Origin of the sequence: Alteromonas salexigens (assembly GCF_025628895.1) — a bacterium.
Lineage (GTDB): Bacteria > Pseudomonadota > Gammaproteobacteria > Enterobacterales > Alteromonadaceae > Alteromonas > Alteromonas salexigens.
This window is the reverse complement of the sequence record NZ_JAOTJC010000007.1, coordinates 371,385-395,173: the sequence shown is the minus strand read 5'-3', so window position 1 is coordinate 395,173 and position 23,789 is coordinate 371,385. Positions and strand designations below refer to the sequence as shown.

The following is a 23,789-nucleotide window of genomic DNA, read 5'->3' as shown; positions in this document are numbered from 1 at the left end:
ATATCAACTCCCAAGAGCACTATTGATCAAGCATAATCAGTCTTCAAACACAAAAACTTCGTATTGAGCTTGACGAGCGGCTCAATTGTTCTAATGAGATTTAGACCAGATCACTTCCTCTTTTAATTTTTTTCCTCTCAGTTCACGCTTTATTAGCGACCTTACTCCTTTCGTATTAATGCTATACATATTGTGTTGTTTCTTTAACTTTCCATTTTTGTCCTTCCTTATACAAATGGCTCTTGTTCGACCGCCTGACAGCATATGCCTTTCAAAATCCGCAGCGGTGCAACGTGCCTGCGTCTTTCTTTTTTTATCTACCTCTTTAAAATAAGGGTTTTCGCTTGTCAAGTCGCCGTGTGGAATTTCAAAAAGAGCACCATGATCCATTTCAAAGTAATAGCCATAGCTTTTATGTTTACTGTGAGAATTTGTCTCTAGCTGATTAATTTTTTCTTTATCTATTTTATCGACCCAATTACGGAAGGATTTTTTCCAATGAATATTCAAAGGGTAGGGAACTTCATTATCTATCCAGCTTTCAAAAAACTCATTTTCGAACCCAAGTGCTTTAGACATTACTAAAGCTTCTTCAAGATTTAGCCTGCGCTTTCCATTCGCAAGGTCACTTAAAATAGTAGGCCTCTGAAATTCGAACTTCGGCAAGTAAGATTTGGCTCTGACTTCTATTTCTTTTTGGAGCTTGGAATAAGTAAGTCTTCTTTCTTTGCAATGCAGTCTGGCTGCTTGAGAAATCCGTTCCTCCATCTGTTTTAACATTTTATTTTTCAAGTTTATTTTCCTAAATGATAAACAGCGTCAACTTTCTTGTTTTTCTAAATATCAGTCTTATTATTGTGAGGGGGGGAGTTGCAAGTCAAGCGCAGCATACAACTCTTATAAAAAAATCTTGGCTAGGTTATTTAATAATTGATAAGCCACTTCCCTTCACGTATCAGAAATGCACCTTTACATTAACCTAGGAACCTACCTACATGTCAGAGTGCATTATTGGAAAAGAGCGAGTACGCAAATTAACGGTCAGGACGGGGCGTGTACCCTTCTATCGGTAGTGTTTTGCAATCAGTGACGGCAGTGAATGGCTTGCTTGATACCTGCTCCAAGTCCTACACGCTTCCGCTGCCGAGCGTTGCTCTTTTCATCATGCTGGTCATCCACTCACTTGGACTATACCCACCGAATAAACAACCTCATCAACACTTCAGCCTATAATTTCCCCATCACCACGTTGTACTCCCGGGCACTCATAAACACATCTTCCACCGCACAGCTGTCGCCATTGGGTAAATCTAGGTCGCCGTACTCAGTGACGTTGCCGCCAGCCACGCGCACGATGTGCCAAAGCTGTTCATCTGTGAAATCCAGCCCCTTGAACAGCACTCTGGCTTCTTCCAACACATAGGCTTTTATTTCAGCGGCCAGTTGCTGTTTACGTTCTTCGGTAAGCTGCAGGCTCTCGCAGCACTGGCGAATAGCTGTTTCTGTTAGGGTGTCGATGGGCAGCGACTGGTGCATCGAAGGCCAGTCTATAAGGTGGTGATAAAGCTGCACGCTGTGCGGATTAATCACGCACCGTATCGCCGGATATTCATCCACAATCTGCCGTATCCGTTGTCCCTCTTCACTGTGGTGCATAAGCGCCTCCATGATGCTTTTTTGTTCACTGTATAAGTGCACGCGTAATAACGCCAGTGGCAGAGGTTTCCAGTTAATACAGCCAAGAACGGCAGAGGCAGCCACTGGCATGGCAGGTTACCGGAACGGCCTGTGTCTGGGTAAACTTCTACCTGCTATCCACTGTAAACTTATCTTTCAGATCCCACCGATCATCGGTGGATCGCCAGCGCCACAAGATGATCTGAAGTGCCCATTTATACTTATCAACAGCTCAACATCTGATACCAGCACGCGGTGTTGCAATGCAGATGTGTCCTGCTGCCATTGGGCAGGGGGAATTGCATTGGCTCAGCTCCTTGGGGCTAAGCGTCAGTGCCCAACGTTGAAAGAAGGTAAGGTTAATGAAATTAAAGAACATTCTATTTGGTGCATTACTGTTAGGTGCTTCGGGTACAACACTGGCGAATGAGTGTGAAACCACCATCGACAGTAACGATATGATGAAGTTCGATACCTCAGAAATGACCATTCCAAAGTCGTGTGGTGAATACACGGTAACGTTGACTCACAGTGGCAACATGGGCAAAGCAGCAATGGGCCACAACTGGGTCATGTCTAAGAAAGCCGATATGCAGGGCATCGCGCAGGACGGTATGACTGCCGGCCTGGACAACAATTATATTAAACAGGGTGACGAACGCGTCATCGCTAACACCAAAGTAATTGGTGGCGGCGAAGAAACCTCAGTCACGTTTGATGTGTCAGGTCTGTCAGCAGACGAATCATATATGTTCTTCTGCTCGTTCCCCGGCCACATCGCCATGATGAAAGGCACGGTAACCGTAAAATAAGGTGCCTGCTGCCTGCCTGACGAAGGCAGGTTTATAAACCCATGCTGGCCCGCCTGTCGGGCCAGCATTAAATCCGTCGTTCCCACCCGGTGTTTATGGCACACTGCCAGTACGCAAGGATGTTCCGAAACCACCATGACCAACTCCAGACCACTGTTTAAACATATCCGCGACCACAATACGTTATTCGCCGAACTGGCCCGTTACCGGAACCAGGCCGTCGAGAACCTTGGCTTGCCGAACTACGAATACCATAAAATCCCTAAGTTTGTGGCGGCCAACGGCGATCGCCTTACCATCGAGCCGGAGCGCAGCATTATTGTGCCAAAGCTGTACCAGCTGGCCGGGGTGAAGCACATCTTATCCGAACGGGTACATACCCTTACGCATGTGGGCCACAGTGATATTGGTTATCGCTATCCCACTGCGGCGCTGGCCGGCCAGGATGCGCCCTTTATTAAACGCATGCGGTCGGAATATTTTCATCAGGTAGATGAAGATCGGGATATCTGCCGACCTATTAACCTTTCTTACGGCATTAAAAGTCGTGGCAAGGGCGACAACCGTCAGGAGTATGAGGTGTGGCTGCCGGGGGACGAACCCCGTCAGGACGCGTTACCGCTGCTGATTGAAAAGTACGGGGAAGACTTACCGGACGACGTTCGCCGGTTTGTGCAACAGCCGTCGCTGGTGCACGGCTGGATGGGCGTGAAACGGGCAGCGTTTGAATCGCTGTATCAGAATGAGCAGCACATGGGCGACCTGTTGATTTGTCTGGGTATGTCGGTGGATGCTTACAATATCGGCGCCCAGCCTGACTTATCTTACTCCGACGCGGTATCCAGTTCTATTGCGGTAAGCAATGCCGAACTGGAGTGGGAAGTGATGGGCTTCTATGCCCCGCAGGGGGCGCATTACAGTCACGATGACATCTGGGCGGCCATTAACCATACCCTGAACGCTGTGGGCGACCCTATTCTGGACGCTTACGCGAATACTTTAATTCCGCTGGAAGAAAGTAAGACCGAGCGCATTTTAAGTACGGTGCACGGGCTGGGTGTTACGCCTGAGGACATTGCCCGGCTCGATCTGCATACCTGGGAGTTTTTACAAACGGCCAGTGAGCATCGGGTGAAAGCCCACGATCCCAGCCGTTCGGTGAACTTACTGGGCAGGCTGAACCGGTTGTTTTACCACGGTGACTACAAACTACCGTCATTGAAAGCTATGCACGAACTGATAGCCGGGCCAGTGGATTAGTGTATCTGGTCTAACCACTATAAATTTGCTACTGTACGACCCGGTCATTTTTGGGTTTACCGATGAAAATTCACACCCTACAGGGCTATATTCAGTTTATTTTTCTGGTGGAAGACGGCGACAAGCTGCTCTTGCTGGACGGCTGTTCCCGCGCCGATGTGGATGCAGTGTGTGAGTACATACAAATTACGCTGGGTAGGCCACTGAGCGATCTGGCGTTAATTGTAGTCACTCATATGCATCCGGACCATGCGGGCGGCGCCCATGCCTTGCGGGCCCGGACCGGCGCGCCCATCGCCGCCCACCCGAAGGCCCGTAAGTGGTATAGCGGCGTGGCCGGGCGCAGCGCCCATGCCATTGATGTGGCGCTCACCTGGTGGGTGGCCAGCCGCTTACGCAAACCGAAAAAACACATCTGGTATTCGCCCGTTTTAAAGCCCGACCAACTGTTAACCGACGGCCAGACCCTGCCCGGATTTAGCGACTGGCAGGTGGTGTTCACCCCCGGGCACACCGATCACGACCTATCCCTTATTCATACGCCGTCCCGCCAGGCCTATGTGGCCGATCTCATTGTGCAGGTGAAAGGGCAGCTGGTGCCACCGTATCCGGTGTGTCATCCGAACCAGTATAAGCGCTCGTTACAGCGAATGGCCGAAGCGAAGCTGGAGACCCTGTTTTGTGCCCACGTTCCGCCCTTACCGGTTACCGACATCAGCTTCGATGATGTGTTGGCACAAGCACCGACCCTGCCGAAAAACCACTGGCACTCCACCAAGAACCGGCTGGCCCGTAAATTAGGCTTCAGTACGACCCGGCATTAGCGGCGCTGGCAGTTCTTGCTTGCGGCAGGTGCGTGGCGCGTGATTTTCCGGTAGGCTGAGTTTTTTAAGACTACCGAACACACCTTATGAAAATTGTTGCTTTAATGGCGCTGTTATTGCCCGCACTGGCGCTGGCAGAACAGTTACCCGTGCGCTCCCATCCCACTCATCAGGCGTTTTTTGATACGCTGGCCAGTTACTGCGGTAAAGCATTCGCGGGCACTGTCACTAACGATACCGCGCCGTCGGATGCGTTTACCGGCAAGCAGCTTATTGTGCATTTTCGGGAATGCACCGACACCACGCTGACCATGCCGTTTCATGTCGGCGAAAACCGCTCCCGCACCTGGATCCTGAGCCGCACCGGCAGTGGTCTGGTGTTAAAGCATAATCACCGTCATGAAGATGGCAGCATTGATAAGGTGACATATTACGGCGGTATTACCACCGACGCCGGATTTGCTCAGGCACAGGCGTTTCCGGCGGACAGCTATACCCGTCAGATGTTTGCCGAACAGGGGTTGCCGCAGTCGCTGAATAATACCTGGAAGCTGTTTGTGTATCCGGACACGCTGAGTTATCAGCTGGTACGCGAGGGCAGGGCGTTTCAGGTGGACTTTGACCTGACCAAACCCGTAGCTGCACCGCCCGCCCCCTGGGGTTGGGAGTAGACGGTAACAGAGGTAGGCGGTTAAGCTTTGCCTTGGGCAAACTCTTCGTATGCCTGCATGGCGTCGGCGGCATACATCAGCGAGGGGCCGCCACCCATGTAAATGGCCATCCCCAGAGTTTCTTCCACTTCTTCTTTGGTGGCGCCCAGCTCTACCAGCGCCTTGGTATGAAACCCAATGCAGCCATCACAACGGGTAGACACACCAATGGCCAGCGCGATCAGCTCTTTGGTTTTCTTATCCAGTACGCCGTCTGCAGTGGCGGCTTTGGCCATGGCGGAAAAGCCTGACATGGTGTCGGGAATGTCACTGCGCAGGGTTTTCATGTTCTTTGAAATACGCTGTGTGATCTCTGTATATGACTTACTCATGTAATGTTCCTTATATTAGTTAATATTTATATATTCACTATGTTGCAGGTATTTGTAAAGTAAGATTTTTACTGTATTACCGCCAATTGCGACCACCCGGCCCCGCTGATTAAGCGCAGCGCGGGCAGGATAGACGGTTGCTGCTTTGCAGAACGACTTGTAACAAAATATGCCAGCGGCTTGCTTTTTGCCGGTAAAAACACCACTACTTATCAGGTAGAGCAGGGCAGTTAACCCAAACGGAGGTGAGGCGCACCATGCGCGATTGGTTGAAACAAATGATGCAGCCGGTACAGCAGGTATCCAGTCAGGGGATGTCGCAGGTGGACGCCTGGTTTTTGCAGGAGCGTCATCGCTTTACCATTACCGGGCTCAGCCGCAGCGGTAAATCTATGCTGTTTACCAGCCTGATGACCATTCTGAAGTACCGCAGTGAAGAGAAATACAACTGCCTGCCGCTATTGGAAAGCCTGCCCATGGAGCTGGTGGATCATATGCGGATTGAACCTTTGCCTGGTTACGCCATGTTTCCCGCCGATGCCCACTTGCAGGCGCTGGAAAGCGGTCACTGGCCGGCGCCTACTGAACAGGCCTACGGCTTTAAGCTCATTGTACGACTGCGCCAAACCGGCAACATTAAAAAGCTGCTGATGCCCTATACCGACGTGGTCTTTGAATTTATCGACTATCCGGGCGAGTGGATCACCGATATGCCCATGCTGGGTAAGTCATTTTCACAATGGAGCGACTCTGCCTGGGCGCAGCAGGCCAGCGAGCCGCAAAAACATTACTCCTCTGCCTGGCACGCCTTCGTGGAAGGCTTTGATTTTGAACAGCCACCCACCCGTGAAGCGGTGCTGGAGGTGGTCAGCGAATATCGCCGCTACCTGCAACACGCCAAAGCCCACGGCATTTCCATGTTACAACCGGGCAGCTTTCTCATCGACGGCTCCGGCTTCGACTGGCGGGCGGAAGGGTTTGCGCCGCTGCCAGCCAAAATCACCAGCGATATTTCACACCCATGGTACAAAGCCTTTGCACAGCATTACGCGGCCTTTCAGGACAACTGGCTGACGCCGTTGAAAGAAAGCACTTTCCGGGAAACCGATAAGCAAATTATTCTGGTGGATCTGTTCGAAGGGCTGAATCATTCCCGCCAGCACCTGTATCAGCTGAAAGAGACCCTGAGCCACCTGGCTGAAACCTTTGTGTACGGTAACCCGGGCTGGTTTGCCCGTAATGTATTACGGCAGCGGCAGATAGGCCGGGTGGCGTTTGTGGCCACCAAGACCGACCTTATCCCGGAGTCGCAGAAACCAGCCCTGCTCAGTCTGTTACAGCAGATCACCGAAGGGGCAGTGGCAAAATTTGCCGACAAGCCCATTCAGTTTGAGCACTTTCTGGTGTCGGCAATGCAAACCACCGATAGCGGCGAGCACGACAACGCCCTGCGGTATACCAATCCGGCGGGCGCGTATGTGGAGGCCAACTTCGAGCCGCTGCCCAGCACCCTGAAAGACATGGAAAGTGATGCCCATTATCCGGTACTGCAGGCGCAGGTGCCCAAAGACCATCTGCCGCGCATGTTAAACGGGCGCGGACTGGATCGGCTGTTTGAATTTTTACTGAATCAGGAGGCATAGCATGTCAGCAGACACTACGCAGCGCTATCGCTCTAAAGTTACCGAACGCACCATTAATACCGTGCAGCCTGAAGCCGACATGCCGGCTAAAATTGACGACTCCACCTGGCAGCCAGGCACAGAAAAGCGCAGCCTGTCGCTGGGCACCACCACCTTACTGCTGGGCGGCGCCTGCGCCATTGGTTTTGGGGTAGTTAGCGCCGTAGAGGCAGTGCTGGGTTACTTTGACAGCTATCCCATCACGGCTACGGTGCTGGGCAGCCTGCTGGCCGGGTTCGTGCTATGTATGCTGACGCTGGTGGGCCGTGAAGCCAAAGGCTTTATGAACGTGAATAAGCATTTGTCGCGGCAGCTGGATTATCAGGCACTGGAGCAAACCAGCGATAAAGCGGCGCTGCTGGCAAGCCTGAAACGCCACGCCAGCAGTTTTTCGGCGCACAGCTATGCCGCCCGCTGTTATAAAACCTTTACCCAGGCGCTGAACAGCGATGTGTCGGCCCAGGAAGCACTGGCGTTATACCAGCGTACGGTGGTCAAACCGGTAGATAAGCGGGCGCAGGAGGTCATTAACAAAGAATCGATGACCGCCGGTAGCCTGACGTTTATCAGCCCCAACCACCTTATTCAAACGCTGATGATTGTATGGATAAGCTTTCGTACTATCCGGCGGGTCGCCCAGGTCTACGGTTTACGGCCAGGCACGCTGGGTAACTGGCAGCTGTTTAAAGTACTGGCGCAGAACATTGCCGCGCAGAGTATTTTCGACCTGGCCACTGACGAAGTGGCCAATCAAATCAGTGGCTCGCTAACCGCCCGCTTTATGGAAAACTCAGCCGAAGCCGTGGCAGCCGGCGCACTGAATGTGCGGCTGGGCAAAGCACTGATGAAACTGTTGCGGTAAGCTGCCTACAGAGCCTTCTTGGTGGGCATCACCACATTGGCAAAGATCAGCCCGGCTACCAGCGACATGAAGATCAAAAATACTTCCTGACCTACGTGATCGGCCTGCACAAAATCCTGGCCGGTCATAAACGAGTTCAGGCCAATGTAGGTTTTTGAGCCAGGCACCAGCACGATCAGACCGTGCATGGCCACAATGGTGGCAGGCTGATTGGCAATGCGGGTAAAGGCATTGGCAAATACGCCCAGCGCGAAGGCACCTACGAAGGCGCCCAGCCCCTGATCCAGATACTCAGAGCTCCATGCCGTGGCGCTGTAGGCAATGAACGCCGACGTCATGGCCCACGGCAAATGCTTAAGCCGGGTCCGGAATATCGCCACCAACGACAGACACAGCAGGAATACGGCCAGCCAGGTGGCCCAGTAGGGCAGTGACTCGGCGGGCTGATACACGTTTTCACCAAACAGGCTGAAGCCGGCGGACACCCCCAGAAACGCACCAAAGTACAGTTTAAACAGCTGCATCACGGCGTCCATAGTGCGGGCGGTGCCGGAAACCATATTACGGGAACTGAGTTCGGCCAGGCCCATGGTCAGCGCCAGCCCGGGCACAAACACAATGACCGACGATAGTACAATCAGCGGTATATTGATGCCGGGGTCCAGATAGCGGCCAATTGCGCAGGCCAGCAGACCGGCGATAAACGCGGTGACCGGCTCCAGCATCAGGTTTACCCGTTTAGAGCGCATGGCCCACAGCGTCCATATATACGCCACCAGACCCAGTAAGCCTGACCAGAAGATTTCCGGCCACGATGCGCCCATCAGCATTGCAAAGGCGCCGGTGGACAGGCCGAAGGCGGCACCGGTTACCAGCTTGCCATACGGGCTGGGCATTACATCAATTTCACTGAGCCGCTTATCGGCTTCTTGCAGGGTAAGTTCCCCGGCCAGCAGCGAGCTGGCCAGTTCGTCGGTAAGCGACAGCGCGTTCATATCCAGCTCGCCGGGCATCAGCCGGGCAGCATGGTTATATTCGTCTTCATGCTTGTCACTCCAGATAACCAGCGTGAGTGAGGTAGGGGTAGAAATAAACGAAGCGTGCACACCCAGATAGGTTGCCACTTCATTCAGGTAGGCTTCCAGCCGGAACGACGGCGTGCCGTACTTGTGCAGCATCTTGCCAAGCTTCACAATAAACTTTCGGATCTGGATAAATTCAGCGGTATCCACGGGCTTCTCAGTAGACGATGAAGGTCAGCGGGATGCTGACCAATTATTGCGCGGATTCTAGTGGGAAGCTGACGAAATACAATGTCTTTTTTAGATTTTTTTCACGCTTCGCAGCTAGCCCGTTTGCGCCGCTGTTGTGGTGCCCATGCAACCCCGAATTTCGAGTAGCTTGCCAGCTAAAAAACAGCGGTTTTTACTACAAAAACGGGACGAGGGCCGAGTGATAACTGAACTGGGTCAGGCCTGAACCCGTAAACGAGACGCGCACAATACGCACTGCTGAGCGAAGCCGGTGGCGCAGGTTTACATTCTTTACGCGCGGTATGCAGCGGATTGATCCGCATTTGCTTTACTCCCTTAATGATAATAAGTATCATTTTCAGAGAACTCAGACGCAGGAACGAATACTATGACGTTTACAAAAGCTCCCCGATACATTGCTTTGGCTGTAGCACTGGCCGCCGGCAGCATGAGCTTGCCCGCTCTGGCCAACGGTGAAATTACCGATCAGGTAAATCACCTGTCTGAACACCTGGGCGATTACAGCCAGGAAGTAAAGTGGCTGGAAGGCAAGTATGGCGCCGTGGTAGATACCTATGCCAATGAGGGTAAAGGTAAAGTAGATACGGCACAGCTTATTGAATTCTGGGAAGAAGTGAACTTCCACTCAGCTATCGAGACCCAGTATGTACCGATTTACGCCTCTATCTGGCAAGCCATTTACGGCATTAAGCAGGGTATTGATGGCGGCGCGGATATTTCGGTAGTCCGTGAGCAGGAGCAGAAGCTTAAAGAGGCCTTGTGGCAGGCGCTGGGCGCGGTTAAACTTGCCGCCCAGTACCAGAAACAAGGGCTGGTAGACAAGGTACGTACCACCGAAAGTGAGCCAACGACAGCGCCGGAAGTGGTAGACGATATTAAGAACCGCCTGCACAAAGTGGTAGCGAAATACGCGGAACAGCTCACCGAAGTTGCCACCACACTGGTACACGACACCTATCTACAGCGCTTTGAAGGCATCGAAGGTGCCCTCATCGAGCATGATGCAGAGCTGGTGGAAGATCTTGAAAAAGACTTCAACGTAACGCTGCCTCAGGCTATCGAAAAGGATGCCGGGGTAGATGCAGTGCGCGATATAGTAGAAGCCATGCAAACTAAGCTGGATCGTGCCAAAACCTTGCTGGCAGACGCTGAGAAGAATCGCAAAGACGTATTTTAAGGGCTTGTGATGCATAGAAGAACATTTTTACAGGGGTTAGGTGCGGCGGCCGTATTTGGCAGCATGCCGTTTGCCAGTCGCCTGAGTTGGGCGGCGTCACCCGGCGCCGTATCGGTAGACAGTCTGCCGCCGCTGGTGGGCGATCTCACCCTGTATCTGGGCCGCGGTGAAGGTGGTCTGTACGAAAATGTTCTTGAAGCTATTCAAAAGCGCAACCCCAAGCTAAATCTGCGCATTCGGCGGGGCGGCAGCGCCGCGCTGGCCAATACCATTGTTGCCGAAGCAAAGGCCGGTGTGAAGCGAGCCGATTTATTCTGGGCCGTGGATACCGGGTCGGTGGGTCTGGTGACGGACCAACAGCTGGCAAAGCCGCTGCCGTCAGATCTCACCGGTCAGCTTAAGTCCGGTTTTCAGTATCCTGGCTGGACCCCGGTGACCGGGCGGGTAAGAACCTTGCCTTATAACACCGAGCGGGTGCAACCCGACGCTATCCCCGATGACATTATGGCACTGGCCGACAGTGATCTGGCTATTGGCTGGGCACCGGCTTATGCCTCGTTCCAGTCTTTTGTTACCGCCATGCGCCTGCTGGAAGGCAACAAAGCCACCGCCAACTGGTTGCGCGGGGTTAACCGCAATGCCAAGAAGTATGCCGGTGAACTGGGTGTGGTGATGGGCGTTGAGCGCGGTGAAGTTGACCTTGGTTTTGCCAATCATTATTACACGCTGCGTCTGAAGTCAGGTAAGCCCGATGCTAACGTGGACTTAGCATTCACGAAAAACGACGCCGGTTGCCTGGTCAATGCCTCAGGTATTCTGGCCCTCAGTGACGGTGATTTGCCGGTGAATTTCATGCGCTACCTGCTAAGCCGGGAAGTGCAGTCTTATCTGGCCACCGAAGCCTATGAAATTCCTTTGGTTGAAGGCGTGGCACCGCCGCAGGGCTTGCCCGCGATGGACACCCTGTCCCCACCCGATATTGATTTACGTAAGCTGGCTGACCTGCGCCCCACCCTGAATATTATGCGGGACGTCGGCGTACTGTGACACGCTGGCCGAAGCCGTATCCGCTGGCGTTCCTGATTGCGGTACTGGCCCTCTTGCCAGTGGGAGTATTAATTGAGCTGGCGGCCGACAGTGCGTCCTTGTTCGACAGCCACAACCTGCGGGTATTAGGCAACACCCTGGCCCTGATGGTGCTCACCATTATCGGCGCCGTGTTAATTGGGGTGCCGCTGGCCCTGTTTACTGCCTATGTCCAACTGCCATTTAAACGGCTGTGGCTGATCTTACTGGCCGCGCCCCTGGCGCTGCCCAGCTATATCGGCGCCTTCGCCATGTATTTTTCCTTTGGTCGCGGCGGCGAAATTGAATCGCTCACCGGTATTCCCATGTTTTCTGTCAGCGGCCTGTGGGGCACAGCGCTGGTTATGTCGCTGTACACTTATCCGTTTGTCATGATGACCACCCGGGCCTCTCTGCTCAGCCTGGATGGCAGCTTAATTAATGCGGCGCGGCTGCTGGGGCAGTCCCTGTGGGTCAGTTTGTGGCGGGTGGTGTTACCGCGGGTGCGCACCAGCATTGCCGCCGGGGCGCTGCTGGCGGCGCTTTATGCCCTGTCAGACTTTGGTACCCCTGCCATCATGGGGCTGGACACCTTTACCCGGGTCATTTTTGTGGAATACAACGCGTTTGGGCTGAGCCAGGCTGCTATGTTGTCGTTGCAACTGATGGTCATCGTGGCGCTGGTATTATTCTTGGAATCCCGGGTCGCCGGTGCCTCAGAGCGCCCCGGTAAACACTTATTGTTATGGCCTTCACGCTGGCAGTATTCCGCCATGCTGGTGGCGGCTATGCCGGTTGTGTTGCTGGCCGTAGTTTTACCGCTGGCGGTGTTTATGACCTGGCTGGCCAGGGAAGGTACCGGCGGGTTTGAATGGCAGTTCGCCTGGAACTCGGCGTACGCGTCGGTACTGGCGGCTATCGTGGCCATTATCTGTGCGCTGCCGGTGGCCTATGCTGCCCTGGCAGGAAAAGCCGGCCGGTTAATGGAACGCATTACCTATTTCGGCTTTGGTGTGCCCGGCATTGTCATGGGCACGGCGCTGGTGTATCTGGGGCTACAGTTACCCATGCTGTACCAAACCCTGGCGCTGCTGGTGGTGGCCTATGTGTTGCGGTTCCTGCCGTTAGCAGTCGGCAGCGTGCGTACCACCGCCGAAAAACTGGATAGCGGGCTGGTCAATGCAGCCCGGGTATTGGGGGCCAGCCCCCGGGAAGCCTACCTGCGAATTACCCTGCCGCTCACGCTGCGCGGCATGGTGGCAGGGGCAGCGCTGGTCTTTCTGGAAGCCATGCGGGAACTGCCAGCCACGCTGATGCTGGGGCCCACCGGGTATGAAACCCTGGCTACGTATATGTGGCGGGTCTACGAAGCTGGCTATTTCGGTCGCGCGGCGGTACCTGGCCTGCTGTTAGTGTTATTATCCGGTATTGGTTTAATGTTGATGTTGTCCGGCGAACGCCGGGCGGAATTCACCCTGTCTGAAGATGGTGGGCGGTAATGCTGAAAGTCAGTAATTTGTGTGTGAATTATGGGGCTACCCGGGTGGTAGACAACCTAAATATTGAGCTGGATCATGACGAAATACTGATGCTGGTAGGCCCTACCGGTTGCGGCAAAACCACCATATTGCAGGCGCTGGCCGGGCTTATCCCTATTTCTGACGGCGCCATTGAACTGGGCCGCTGGCGTGCTACGCCCCAGAAAATGGTGCCGCCGGAGAAGCGTCACGTGGGCATGGTGTTTCAGGACTTTGCCCTGTTCCCGCATATGACGGTGGCAGACAATGTTTGCTTCCGGCTGAAGGACACGTCGCTGGCCGATCACTGGCTGGAGCTGTTGGGTATGGAGCAGTTTCGCGATGCCAAGCCGGGTCAGCTTTCCGGTGGACAAAAACAGCGGGTCGCGTTGGCGCGTACGTTGGCTCATGAACCTGCCTTCGTGCTGCTGGACGAGCCGCTGTCCAATCTGGATGCCGCCCTTAAAGACAGCTTACGCTGGGAAATTCGTGGCGCCCTGAAAGAAGCCGGTGTGCCGGCTATCTGGGTGACCCATGATCAGGAAGAAGCCTTATCGGTAGGCGACCGGGTAGGCATTCTGAATAAGGGTGTGCTGGATCAGATAGACACCCCGGAAACCTGTTATGCCACGCCTGCCAGCCGCTTTGTGGCACGCTTTCTGGGAGAAGCCAGTTTTTTACCGGCCGTGCTGCATGACGGCAATGCCAAAACAGATATCGGTGAGGTCCCGGGTACGCCGGTAAATGGTGCCAGTGGGGCGGTGGATATTCTGGTGCGGCCGGACGATTTGTCACTGGTCTCGCACAGTGATGCTGCCAATAGTACCGTAGACTGGGAGCGTTACGAAGGGGAAAGCCGCCTCTATGCGGTGACGCTGGATAATGGTACCCAGATGAAAGTACGGGTGAGTCACGAAAATGCCCTGCAGCCCGGTGAACGGGCCAAACTGGAACTCACTACTACCCACCCGTTAGCGGCGTTCGCCAAAGAAGCCTGATGAGATCACCGGCCACAGCCGGTGATGCCAATGCCTGGTTACTCCGCCAGGGCCATACCTTGCTTATAGAACGTCAGTGCTTTGGCACTATCATGATGCTGCTCACTAAGCTGGGATAACACCAGCAAGTCTTGCTTGTCTTCTGACAGCGTGATGGCTTTCATCAGCGCCTTTTCCGCCAGTGCATCATCGCCGGCATGGAAGGCCACATGGCCCAGTGTGGAATACAGCGCGGGGTTGTCACTGTCTTTCTTGATCCACTTTTCCAGTGCCGCCAGGGTTGGTGCCGCATTGGCCAGATTGAGCTGTTTCATCAACGGCAGAAATTCCGGCTCGGGCCCCCGTTTTTGCCATTCCAACAAACAGTCCTGCGCATCGCTGTGCATACCCTGTTCCAGGAGTTGTTGTACGTAGGCGGCCTGATAGGCGGTATCGTGCCGTAACTTACGGGGTAGCGTTTGCCAGTGCTGCTTCAGGGCATTGGCGCCCTGCTTGCTGGCTATCTCGGCAAACTTACCCTTGGCAATTTGCTGCGACCAGCGGGTGAAACTGGGTTTATCCAGGTGTTTTTTCCATCCCGGCAGATTGTCTTCCAGTGTCTGCCAGCGGCCAAGCCGGGCCAGACACTCGGCTTTTAGCTTCACTACCTGAGTATGGTCGGCGTTTTTCTCGTCCAGTTTGTCTAAGCGCTCATAGGCGTGTTCATGGTTGCCTTCTTCCATGTCCAGCCGCGCCTGTACCAGGGTGGCTGCGACTTTTGCATTGGGGTAGTCTTGAGCTTCACTCAGCAGGGCTCGCACCCGCTCTTTCTCATCCAGCGCCCGGGCGACCTGGGCGGCCGCTAAATAATTAACGCCGTCAAAGTCACCGTCGGTGGTGTGCTGAAAAGCCTTTTTGGCATCCTCTAACTGACCTTCTACCAGCGCCTGCAGGCCACGATAAAACGCCCGCTTGCGACGGCGCTCGCCCAGTTTCCCAAACCAACGGTGAGAGCCTTTGAACAGGCTGGCTATCCAGAACACCAGTTTAAGTACTATCCACAGCGCAACCAGCCCTACCACAACCGAAATTACCAGACTGATCACGGTCATTTCTATGGCTGTGTTGCCCATGGTAATGAGCACATAACCTTTTTCGCCAATGATCATGGGTGCCGCAATCATTGCCGCCACCACGACCACAATAAATAACAAGGCAATCAGCAACCGTCTCATAGTGCACTGGCTCCTTGCCCGAAGACTTGTTTAACCCTTTGCTCGAGCAGATTTTCCAGTGGCTGCTGAGCGGCCAGCTTGGTAGGAATTTCACGGCTGACGTCGGTTTCGATGAGGTTGTTCAGGGCAGTGATAAAGCCACTCACTTTGGCATCATCCATACTGAATTTTTCTTTCAGTATGGCCAGCGCGTTTTGCAGCGACTGGTTATACAGTGGCTGGTTGGCATTCAGTGCGGCGGACTGGGCATTCATTAGCTGAAAACGCAGCTGCTCTTTTATGAGCCAACGGGTTTCCTGGCTCATCACCGGCTCCACCGGACCATCCAGTTCCTTCACAGACAAAAAGTCGTTAACCAGCGAACGCCACACCGCTTTCAGATTAGCCAGCCAGTCGTCAGGTGAGTCGGACACCTCACTGCCACTGGTGTCACCGGTGCCAGCGGGCTTTTCAAAGGTATCCAGGGGCAGGGCCTTAACCTGACCGAGCATGCCAGACAAGGCCAGCGCCACAGAGGTGTGGGAAATAGGGTTGAGTTGTTGCAATGCCTGAATATCTTCAGCCAGTTTGGCCCGCACCGGCAATACGGAGGGGTCGGCCAGTGATTTCAAGCGCTTATCGGCATTCACCAACAGCATAATGGCGGTGCGGACATCCTGTTCCAACCACAGTTTGCGGCCGGCCATGCGCACCAGGTAGTCGGCTTCTGCAATCAGCCAGTCGGCAGGACGGCGACCTTCCAGGTTTTCAATTTGCTGCTGCAGTGACTCGGTTTGTTGCTGCACAGACTTTGACTGCTGAATAATTTCCTGATCACTGCTGGCAAGATTATCCAGTTCACCGCGCAGGGTCTGCCGTTCATTTTTCAGTGCGGCCAGTTCACTGCGCAGCGTCGACAAGGTGGATTGTAACTCGTTAACCTGATCGCTCTGAGTACGCTGAGCATCCGCTAACGCCTGGGAGTTATCAGTGCGCTGGGTCTCGTACCAATAAGCACCGCCAGCCAGGGCAAAAATTAATAGCAGACACACTATCACCATAAACCAAAGCGCGCCGGTTTTGGCTTTTTTAGGCGGTTCGGGTTGATTGTCAGTCTCTGACTCGGTGTCGGTTTCGGTAGGTGCGGGTTCCACATGCTCAGAGGCGGGTGGCTCATCAGATACGGTAGCTGGCGGTAAGGCCTCCTCCGGCTTGTCCTTGTCGTTGTGGTTACTCATGTTCTACTCCCAGAATTCCTTAACCCACTTTATCAATGCGTGGTCGCTAGCACCAGCGCTAACGGCAACGTCCTTAACCCCCAGTGCCCGAATAGCGCAGGCCACCCGTTCACTGACTGTCAGCCAGGGAAGGGCAGCGGCTTGCGCCTGTGGCGCCTGTTGCCATAACTGACTCGCCATCTCTTCACTGGTGGCAATGATGCCTTTTACGTGCGACCACTGCCAATGGTTCGATTGTATCGGTTCGGCTAACCGCACCCGGCGATATACACAGTACGCAGCTACCGCAATGCCCCGCGATATTAGTGTATCAGCGATGGCGGTACGTCCCCCTTCACCCTTTATTATAACCACTGACCGACATTGTGCTGCGGACAGTGCCGGCAGCGCCAGCACGCCTTCGGATGTCTGCGGCTGCGGGATCACAATGACTGTGTTGCATTGCGCCAAGGCACGGGCTGTAGCGTCACCCACCGCAACAATATGTCGCTTAGCTATATACTGAGCGGGCAGGTCCAGCAACACCTGGGCGGCAAACACACTGGTTACCACGAGCGGCGTCTGGGGTGGTTCAGCCTGCAACCGTTGACGCAGAGCGTCAATGTCAGGCTGACAATAGTCAATATCACTGGTAGCAATAACGGCGGCAGTAAGCCCCGCCTCCGTAAAAGCCGTGGCAGTGGCGTTCAGCTTAGGACGGGGGCGGGTAATCAGGTACATAAGGTTAGTTGTACAGAGCCTGCAAGATTTCACCCGCCCCTTGTTCGAGCAGGGATTCTGCCACTTCCACGCCAAGCTCTTCGGCCCGCGACCGGTCGCCGGTCGCAGACGCAAACAACAGCGTGGTGCCGTCTGGCTTGCCTACCATACCGGTGATGGTCAGCACGTCGTTATCCAGGGTGGCGTAACTGCCAATCGGCACCTGGCAACCGCCTTCCAGCCGGGTGTTCATGGCCCGCTCTGCGGTAACCCGGGTGCGGGTATCGTGATGATTCAGGTCGGTCAGCAGCGCAATCAACTCGGCATCGTCATTACGGCATTCAATGCCAACGGCACCCTGGCCAACTGCGGGCAGGGAGATTTCCGGCGGCAGCGGTGCCTTAATGCGGTCTGCCATTTCCAGACGGATCAAACCGGCGGCGGCCAGAATAATGGCGTCGTAATCGCCGTTATCGAGTTTCGCCAGGCGGGTATTCACATTCCCGCGCAGGTCGCGAATTTGCAGATCGGGCCGGTGCTTACGAATTTGGCACTGCCGACGCAGACTGGAGGTACCGACTACCGCGCCTTCCGGCAGCGCATCCAGTGAGTCGAAGTGGTTGGAAACAAATGCGTCAAAGGGGTTTTCCCGCTCACAGATAGCGTGCAGGCCAAACTCTTCGGGGAAGGCCACCGGCACATCTTTCATTGAATGCACCGCAATGTCGGCGCGTCCTTCCAGCATGGCCACTTCCAGTTCTTTAATAAACAGCCCTTTACCGCCAATTTTAGCCAGCGGCGTATCCAGAATACGGTCGCCCTGGGTGCTCATTGGCACCAGTTCCACGGTCAGGTGAGGGTGGTGTTTAAGTAGTTCAGCCTGGACGAATTCGGCCTGCCACATGGCCAGCTTACTTTTGCGGGTGGCAATACGAATAGTGCGTGAAGTGGTCGCGGTCATGGGTGTCCTGCGTGATGTCTGCTCAGTAATACGAGCATTCTAGCGAAAACCACTGCATCACGCACCGGGAACCTGTGACCGCAGTCAATCAATTGCTGGCTGCCGGATGCCCACAGCCAGTAACGGCAGGTTAGGCGAAGCGCTCGCTGATAAAGTGGCTGATGTCTTTAAGCTCCTGCAGACACACGTTGTGCTGCATGGTGTAGCTGTGCCAGGACACGGTGAAGTCACTGCTTTTCAGTGCCTCATAGGCCATCTTGCCCAGTACCATGGGCACTACTTCGTCTTGTTCGCCGTGGGCCATCATGATGGGCGTGTCGCGATTCACATCACTGGCTTCACTGGCCAGCCGGTCAGGCTCACACATATACGTAGACAGCGCCAATACGCCTGCCAGTTTGCGGGAATAGCGGGCAGCCAGGTGCAACGCAATCACACCGCCCTGAGAGAACCCGGCCAGCAGAATACGATCAGCGGGGATCCCCTTTTCAATCTCGGATTCGATTAACCGTTCTACCTGAGCTGCTGAGTCCAGCACCCCGTCTAAGTCGGCGCGGCTGTTAAAATCCAGCGACTTAATGTCGTACCAGGCGCGCATACGCATACCATTATTAATGGTTACCGGGCGTTCAGGCGCATGGGGGAACAGGAACCGGATAGCGGGCTCGTCGGGCAGTTTCAGTTCCGGCACGATGGGGGCAAAGCCGTGCCCGGAATCACCCAGACCATGCAGCCAGATAACACAGGCTGTCGCCTCCTGGGCGGGGTTAATCTCGACGCAGGGTAATAAACTCTCACTCATCTGAACCTGTCCTTTCAATTGTCAGCAATTCGGGTGGTGGTTACCGTCACAAAAACCGTCTGTGGCTAGCGTTCCGGCTTAGCATCACATTATGCTACCATTGTGCCCTGAAATGACCAATTGCTGATAATACTAATTAACTTATGGCTTCTTTACTCGGTAACCTGTTTATACTCGCGGCGCCCTCAGGTGCTGGAAAGTCCAGCTTGATCAAAGCGTTAATGGAAAAGCATGGCGAAAATGCCCCGTATCCGATGCAGGTGTCAGTGTCACACACCACCCGCGCACCCCGCCCGGGCGAGGTAGACGGCGAGCATTATCACTTTGTCAGCCGCGAACAATTTGAAAGCCTGATTGAACAAGGCGTGTTCTTTGAGTGGGCCGAAGTCTTCGGTAATTATTACGGTACCTCCCGGGTGACCATCGAACAAACCCTGCACCGTGGTATAGATGTATTTCTGGATATTGACTGGCAGGGTGCCCGGCAGGTGAAAAAGTTGCTGCCGGATGCGTGCGGGATCTTCATTCTGCCGCCGTCCGTAGACGTACTGAGGGAACGGCTGACCAAGCGGGGACAGGACAGCGACGATGTTATTGCAGCGCGGATGCGCGAAGCAGTGTCGGAAATGTCGCACTACAATGAATTTGATTACTTGCTGGTCAACGACGATTTTGCGACTGCACTGCAGGAACTGGAAGCTATTGTGTGTGCCCAGCGGCAACGTACCAGTAAGCAGGATATCCGCCATAACGTGTTACTGGCGCAGCTGACCAGCGCCAAATAGGATCGCGGATCCCGTTGTTGTTAAATCGCACAAAACACTAGGATCGCGGCCAGCGGTGTTATATACTACGCGGCCGTTTTTTGAAATACTCGCTCAACCTATTTTCGGAGAAACTAATGGCTCGCGTAACCGTAGAAGATGCTGTAGATAAGATTGGTAACCGCTTTGACCTGGTGCTGGTTGCAGCACGCCGTGCCCGTCAAATTGCCACTGAAGGAAAAGATCCGCTGGTTGATGTGGGGAATGACAAGCCCACGGTTACTGCGCTGCGTGAAATTGAAGAAGGCCTGGTAGATGCCAGTACGCTGGAACAGGAACATCTGCGCGATCAGGAACAACAGGACAGCGCCGAGTTTGCATCGGTAGCCAATATCCTTTCTGAGCAGTAATTACGCCCCACGCGCGTAATACCCCATTAAGAACGCCAGTGTACTTGAACAAAGTGCGCTGGCGTTTTGGCATTGGCTTTCCCCTTATTTCACCGTATTCTTAACGGTGACATTTACTAACAATTCAATGGACTTCATTACCTGCCGTGTATCTGTTTGAAGGGTTAAAACAAAAAATCGCCGAGTACCTGCCAGCTGACCGCGTCACACTGGTGCAGGAGGCGTTCGTGCTGGCGCATGAAGCCCATGACGGTCAAATGCGCTCCAGTGGCGATCCGTACATTACCCACCCGGTGGCGGTGGCAGGCATTCTTGCCGACATGCATCTGGATCACGAAACGCTGATGGCAGCGCTGCTTCACGATGTGATTGAAGATACCCACTACAGCCAGGAAGATTTAGCGGCGTCGTTCGGTGACACTGTGGCAGAGCTGGTGGAAGGCGTGAGTAAGCTGGAAAAAATTGCCTTTAACAGCAAACAGGAAGCCCAGGCCGAAAACTTCCGCAAAATGATGATGGCGATGGTGCAGGACATTCGGGTGATCCTCATCAAGCTGGCCGACCGCACCCACAATATGCGCACCTTAGGCGCGCTGCGGCCGGATAAACGCCGCCGGATTGCCCTTGAGACCCTCGAGATCTACGCGCCCATCGCCCACCGGCTGGGTATTCATGAGGTCAAAAACGAGCTCGAAGACTTAGGTTTTCAGGCTATGTACCCCATGCGACACCGCGCGCTGAAGTCAGCCGTGAAGCAGGCCCGGGGTAACCGTAAAGAAATTATCGATAACATCCGCGACGAGCTGGAAACCCGCATCACCGAATACGGCATTGCCGCAACGGTGCTGGGCCGGGAAAAGCATCTGTACTCCATTTACCGCAAAATGAAAAACAAAGAACTGATGTTCAACGAGGTAATGGACATCTATGCGTTCCGGATTGTGGTCGACACGGTAGACAACTGTTACCGTTCGCTGGGCGCGATGCACAGTTTGTACAAGCCCATTGAAACCCGTTTTAAAGATTACATTGCCATTCCCCGAACCAACGGCTATCAGTCGCTGCATACCTCGCTGGTGGGTCCCCACGGGATCCCGGTGGAAGTGCAAATCCGTACCCAGGCCATGGATCAAATGGCCGATAAAGGGGTGGCGGCCCACTGGTTGTACAAAGAGCCCGGTGACAGCGATACCACCGCCCAGTTACGGGCACGTAAGTGGATGCAGTCACTGCTGGAGTTGCAACAGTCGGCCAGTTCATCGTTTGAATTCATCGAGTCGGTCAAAACCGATCTGTTCCCCGATGAAATTTACGTATTTACTCCGGATGGCCGGATTATAGAATTACCCACCGGTGCTACCGCCGTCGACTTTGCCTACGCGGTGCATTCCGATATCGGCAACACCTGTGTGGGTGTGCGGGTAGAGCGGCGCAATTACAGCCTCAGTAAACCGCTGGAAAACGGTCAGACCGTAGAAATTATTACCTCGCCGAAGGCAAAACCCAACGCCAACTGGCTGAACTTTGTGGTCAGTGCCCGGGCACGTACCCGCATCCGTCAGTACCTCAGAAAACAACACTCTGAGGAGGCGGTCAATATGGGTAACCGTCTGCTGCGTCACGCACTGGGTGCGGTGAAGCTGGAAAACATCGATCAGGATGATATTGAACGGGTAGTAGCAGAAACCAAACACCGTGATTTTGATTCGCTGCTGGTGGACATTGGGCTGGGTAACGAGCTGAGTGCCATTGTGGCGCGCCGGTTACTGGGCGAAAGCGGCGATTTGCCTGACAAGAAAGGGCATGTGGCCATTCGCGGCACCGAAGGCTTACTGGTACATTATGCGCGCTGTTGTTATCCCATCCCCGATGATGAGATTGTGGCTGTGCTAAGCCCCGGCCGAGGCATGACTATTCACCAGACCGGCTGTACCAATATCCGTAAACTGAGCCGTGAAGAGCCTCAGCGGGTGTTGCCCATGCAGTGGGACGACAAACTGCAGGGTGAATTTAAAGCGTCGCTGCGTATTGAGCTGTACAACCATCAGGGCACTCTGGCGACCCTCACGAACACCATTTCTGGCTGCGACTCGAACATTATCGGGCTGCAAACAGAAGAGAAAGAAAGCAATATCTACTTCATTGATATTGAACTTACCACGCACAATCGTGTGCATCTGGCGCGCGTCATGCGCAAAATACGCACCATGCCAGAGGTGCAACGCGTCTCCCGTCACAGTCAATCCAGACACTAACGAGACAACGAACAGGATCTACTATGTCGAAATCGATTATTCAGACTGATCGCGCTCCCGCCGCTATTGGCACTTACAGTCAGGCCGTGAAAGCCGGCACTACCGTTTATCTGTCGGGCCAGATCCCGCTGGTACCAGACACCATGGAAATGGTCTCTGACGAGTTTGCCGAGCAGGCCACGCAGGTTTTCAATAACATTCAGGCCGTGTGCGAAGCTGCCGGTGGTACCACCAATGACCTGGTTAAAATCAATATTTTCCTGACCGACCTGGGGCAATTCGCCACAGTGAACGACATCATGAGCCAGTATTTCAGTAAGCCGTATCCGGCCCGTGCTGCGGTACAGGTATCTGCGTTGCCGAAAGGCGCGCAGATTGAAATTGATGGGGTTATGGAGCTGCCGGAGTAAGCACATGTCGCCAGAGCGATACCAGCGCATCCGAGATGTACTGGCGAAACGGCAGACCGACCTTACGGTATGCCTGGAAAACGTGCACAAGCCTCACAATGTGTCGGCTATTGTGCGTACCTGTGATGCTATCGGCATTCACCGGGTACATACCGTATGGGAAGAAAAGTACAAACTGCGCGGCGGCACGGCAATGGGCAGCCAGCAGTGGGTACGGGTAGATAACCACGACAATATTTCCGATGCTATCGGCAACCTGAAATCACAGGGCATGCAGGTACTGGTCACGCACCTGTCAGACAGCGCCGTGGACTTTCGTGATGTGGACTACACCAAACCCACCGCCGTGTTATTCGGGCAGGAGAAATACGGTGTAACCGATGAAGCCATCGCTATGGCCGATCAGGACATTGTGATCCCCATGGTGGGCATGGTGCAGTCGCTGAATGTGTCGGTGGCCGCCGCACTGGTGCTGTATGAAGCTCAGCGTCAGCGGCAGATTGCCGGGTGCTACGACACCCAACACTTGCCAGAAGACGAATGCCAGCGGATGTTGTTTGAAGGGGGCTTCCCGCGCTTGCAAAAGTTATGCGTGCGCAAAGGCTTACCTTATCCGCCTATCGACGAGCACGGCCAGATTGCCGCCAGCGACGACTGGTGGCAGCAAATGCAGTTATCTGCCGCGGCCGTGGCCGCCTTGCAGGCTGACGAAGCCGCCGGCTAATGGCTGCCAGCCCGCCCGGCTACCTGTCCGAAAGGATAAATGCCGGGCAGGTGGCTCGCCAACGATCTTAGAATCCTTTACACTTCCCGCACAGTTTTAAACACATACCCAGCCCCTTTGCGCGCTACCCGGCCAGACCCTGG

General features: G+C 54.3%; 24 protein-coding genes. 15 read left to right on the top strand and 9 right to left on the bottom strand.

The window, feature by feature from the left end; all coding sequences use genetic code 11:
* Positions 1–90: 90 nt before the first annotated feature.
* Together OCL06_RS09240 and OCL06_RS09235 are read right to left on the bottom strand one after the other, a co-directional pair.
* Complete coding sequence (locus OCL06_RS09240; RefSeq protein WP_262993738.1) at positions 91–792, bottom strand: hypothetical protein; 702 nt, start codon at positions 790–792, stop codon at positions 91–93.
* Positions 793–1,227: 435 nt separating this feature from the next.
* On the bottom strand, positions 1,228–1,767 hold the full coding sequence (locus tag OCL06_RS09235; protein ID WP_262993736.1) for a hypothetical protein: 540 nt from the start codon (positions 1,765–1,767) through the stop codon (positions 1,228–1,230).
* Positions 1,768–2,039: 272 nt separating this feature from the next.
* Between OCL06_RS09235 and azu the strand changes: the two genes are divergently transcribed.
* The 4 genes from azu to OCL06_RS09215 all read left to right on the top strand — a co-directional run bounded on the left by azu (position 2,040) and on the right by OCL06_RS09215 (position 5,244).
* Positions 2,040–2,489 carry an azurin gene (gene azu / locus OCL06_RS09230; protein WP_262993734.1) on the top strand — a complete coding sequence of 150 codons (450 nt, stop codon included), beginning with the start codon at positions 2,040–2,042 and terminating at the stop codon, positions 2,487–2,489.
* Between the two features lie 135 nt (positions 2,490–2,624).
* On the top strand, positions 2,625–3,749 hold the full coding sequence (locus tag OCL06_RS09225; RefSeq protein ID WP_262993732.1) for a hypothetical protein: 1,125 nt from the start codon (positions 2,625–2,627) through the stop codon (positions 3,747–3,749).
* A gap of 62 nt (positions 3,750–3,811) precedes the next feature.
* Positions 3,812–4,573, top strand: coding sequence for an MBL fold metallo-hydrolase (locus tag OCL06_RS09220; RefSeq protein ID WP_262993730.1), 762 nt, complete (start codon positions 3,812–3,814; stop codon positions 4,571–4,573).
* 86 nt (positions 4,574–4,659) lie between these two features.
* The gene (locus OCL06_RS09215; RefSeq protein WP_262993728.1) at positions 4,660–5,244 is read left to right on the top strand and encodes a hypothetical protein; all 585 of its coding nucleotides are present in this window, start codon (positions 4,660–4,662) and stop codon (positions 5,242–5,244) included.
* Positions 5,245–5,264: 20 nt separating this feature from the next.
* Here the strand turns inward: OCL06_RS09215 and OCL06_RS09210 are convergent, their stop codons facing one another.
* Positions 5,265–5,615 carry a carboxymuconolactone decarboxylase family protein gene (locus OCL06_RS09210; protein WP_262993726.1) on the bottom strand — a complete coding sequence of 117 codons (351 nt, stop codon included), beginning with the start codon at positions 5,613–5,615 and terminating at the stop codon, positions 5,265–5,267.
* A 257-nt stretch (positions 5,616–5,872) separates the two neighbouring features.
* Here OCL06_RS09210 and OCL06_RS09205 point away from each other — a divergent pair, with 257 nt between their 5' ends.
* Positions 5,873–7,258, top strand: a complete 1,386-nt coding sequence (locus OCL06_RS09205) for a YcjX family protein (protein ID WP_262993724.1) — start codon at positions 5,873–5,875, stop codon at positions 7,256–7,258.
* 1 nt (position 7,259) lies between these two features.
* Positions 7,260–8,159, top strand: a complete 900-nt coding sequence (locus tag OCL06_RS09200; RefSeq protein WP_262993722.1) for a YcjF family protein — start codon at positions 7,260–7,262, stop codon at positions 8,157–8,159.
* A 5-nt stretch (positions 8,160–8,164) separates the two neighbouring features.
* Here OCL06_RS09200 and OCL06_RS09195 read toward each other — a convergent pair whose 3' ends face one another.
* A complete protein-coding gene (locus tag OCL06_RS09195) occupies positions 8,165–9,391 on the bottom strand; it encodes a threonine/serine exporter family protein (protein ID WP_262993720.1) in 1,227 nt (408 codons plus the stop codon).
* A gap of 409 nt (positions 9,392–9,800) precedes the next feature.
* On the opposite strand from OCL06_RS09195, the gene OCL06_RS09190 reads away from it, so the two are divergent.
* The 4 genes from OCL06_RS09190 to OCL06_RS09175 are packed head-to-tail and all read left to right on the top strand — an operon-like array spanning position 9,801 to position 14,190.
* A complete protein-coding gene (locus OCL06_RS09190) occupies positions 9,801–10,610 on the top strand; it encodes a hypothetical protein (RefSeq protein ID WP_262993717.1) in 810 nt (269 codons plus the stop codon).
* A 9-nt stretch (positions 10,611–10,619) separates the two neighbouring features.
* Positions 10,620–11,657 carry an extracellular solute-binding protein gene (locus tag OCL06_RS09185; protein ID WP_262993715.1) on the top strand — a complete coding sequence of 346 codons (1,038 nt, stop codon included), beginning with the start codon at positions 10,620–10,622 and terminating at the stop codon, positions 11,655–11,657.
* Positions 11,654–13,174, top strand: a complete 1,521-nt coding sequence (locus OCL06_RS09180; RefSeq protein WP_262993713.1) for an ABC transporter permease — start codon at positions 11,654–11,656, stop codon at positions 13,172–13,174. The genes OCL06_RS09185 and OCL06_RS09180 overlap by 4 nt, the downstream gene beginning before the upstream one ends.
* The gene (locus OCL06_RS09175; protein ID WP_262993711.1) at positions 13,174–14,190 is read left to right on the top strand and encodes an ABC transporter ATP-binding protein; all 1,017 of its coding nucleotides are present in this window, start codon (positions 13,174–13,176) and stop codon (positions 14,188–14,190) included. Before OCL06_RS09180 ends, OCL06_RS09175 begins: the two co-directional genes overlap by 1 nt.
* 38 nt (positions 14,191–14,228) lie before the next feature.
* Here the strand turns inward: OCL06_RS09175 and OCL06_RS09170 are convergent, their stop codons facing one another.
* From OCL06_RS09170 to OCL06_RS09150, 5 genes are all read right to left on the bottom strand, one after another.
* Complete coding sequence (locus OCL06_RS09170; protein WP_262993708.1) at positions 14,229–15,404, bottom strand: heme biosynthesis HemY N-terminal domain-containing protein; 1,176 nt, start codon at positions 15,402–15,404, stop codon at positions 14,229–14,231.
* Positions 15,401–16,621 (bottom strand): uroporphyrinogen-III C-methyltransferase, encoded by a 1,221-nt coding sequence (locus OCL06_RS09165; protein ID WP_262993706.1) that lies wholly within the window; start codon positions 16,619–16,621, stop codon positions 15,401–15,403. Before OCL06_RS09165 ends, OCL06_RS09170 begins: the two co-directional genes overlap by 4 nt.
* A gap of 3 nt (positions 16,622–16,624) precedes the next feature.
* Positions 16,625–17,341, bottom strand: coding sequence for a uroporphyrinogen-III synthase (locus OCL06_RS09160; protein ID WP_262993704.1), 717 nt, complete (start codon positions 17,339–17,341; stop codon positions 16,625–16,627).
* A gap of 4 nt (positions 17,342–17,345) precedes the next feature.
* Complete coding sequence (hemC, locus tag OCL06_RS09155) at positions 17,346–18,281, bottom strand: hydroxymethylbilane synthase (RefSeq protein ID WP_262993702.1); 936 nt, start codon at positions 18,279–18,281, stop codon at positions 17,346–17,348.
* A 130-nt stretch (positions 18,282–18,411) separates the two neighbouring features.
* Positions 18,412–19,083 carry an alpha/beta fold hydrolase gene (locus OCL06_RS09150; RefSeq protein ID WP_262993700.1) on the bottom strand — a complete coding sequence of 224 codons (672 nt, stop codon included), beginning with the start codon at positions 19,081–19,083 and terminating at the stop codon, positions 18,412–18,414.
* A gap of 143 nt (positions 19,084–19,226) precedes the next feature.
* On the opposite strand from OCL06_RS09150, the gene gmk reads away from it, so the two are divergent.
* The 5 genes from gmk to trmH all read left to right on the top strand — a co-directional run bounded on the left by gmk (position 19,227) and on the right by trmH (position 23,646).
* Positions 19,227–19,868, top strand: a complete 642-nt coding sequence (gene gmk / locus OCL06_RS09145; protein WP_262993698.1) for a guanylate kinase — start codon at positions 19,227–19,229, stop codon at positions 19,866–19,868.
* Between the two features lie 116 nt (positions 19,869–19,984).
* Positions 19,985–20,257: a DNA-directed RNA polymerase subunit omega gene (gene rpoZ / locus OCL06_RS09140; protein ID WP_262993696.1), complete on the top strand. Its 273-nt coding sequence runs from the start codon at positions 19,985–19,987 to the stop codon at positions 20,255–20,257.
* 146 nt (positions 20,258–20,403) lie between these two features.
* Positions 20,404–22,512 carry a bifunctional GTP diphosphokinase/guanosine-3',5'-bis pyrophosphate 3'-pyrophosphohydrolase gene (spoT, locus tag OCL06_RS09135; protein WP_262993694.1) on the top strand — a complete coding sequence of 703 codons (2,109 nt, stop codon included), beginning with the start codon at positions 20,404–20,406 and terminating at the stop codon, positions 22,510–22,512.
* A 23-nt stretch (positions 22,513–22,535) separates the two neighbouring features.
* Positions 22,536–22,922, top strand: a complete 387-nt coding sequence (gene ridA, locus OCL06_RS09130; protein ID WP_262993693.1) for a deaminase RidA — start codon at positions 22,536–22,538, stop codon at positions 22,920–22,922.
* 4 nt (positions 22,923–22,926) lie between these two features.
* Positions 22,927–23,646: a tRNA (guanosine(18)-2'-O)-methyltransferase TrmH gene (gene trmH, locus OCL06_RS09125; RefSeq protein ID WP_262993691.1), complete on the top strand. Its 720-nt coding sequence runs from the start codon at positions 22,927–22,929 to the stop codon at positions 23,644–23,646.
* Positions 23,647–23,789: the final 143 nt, after the last annotated feature.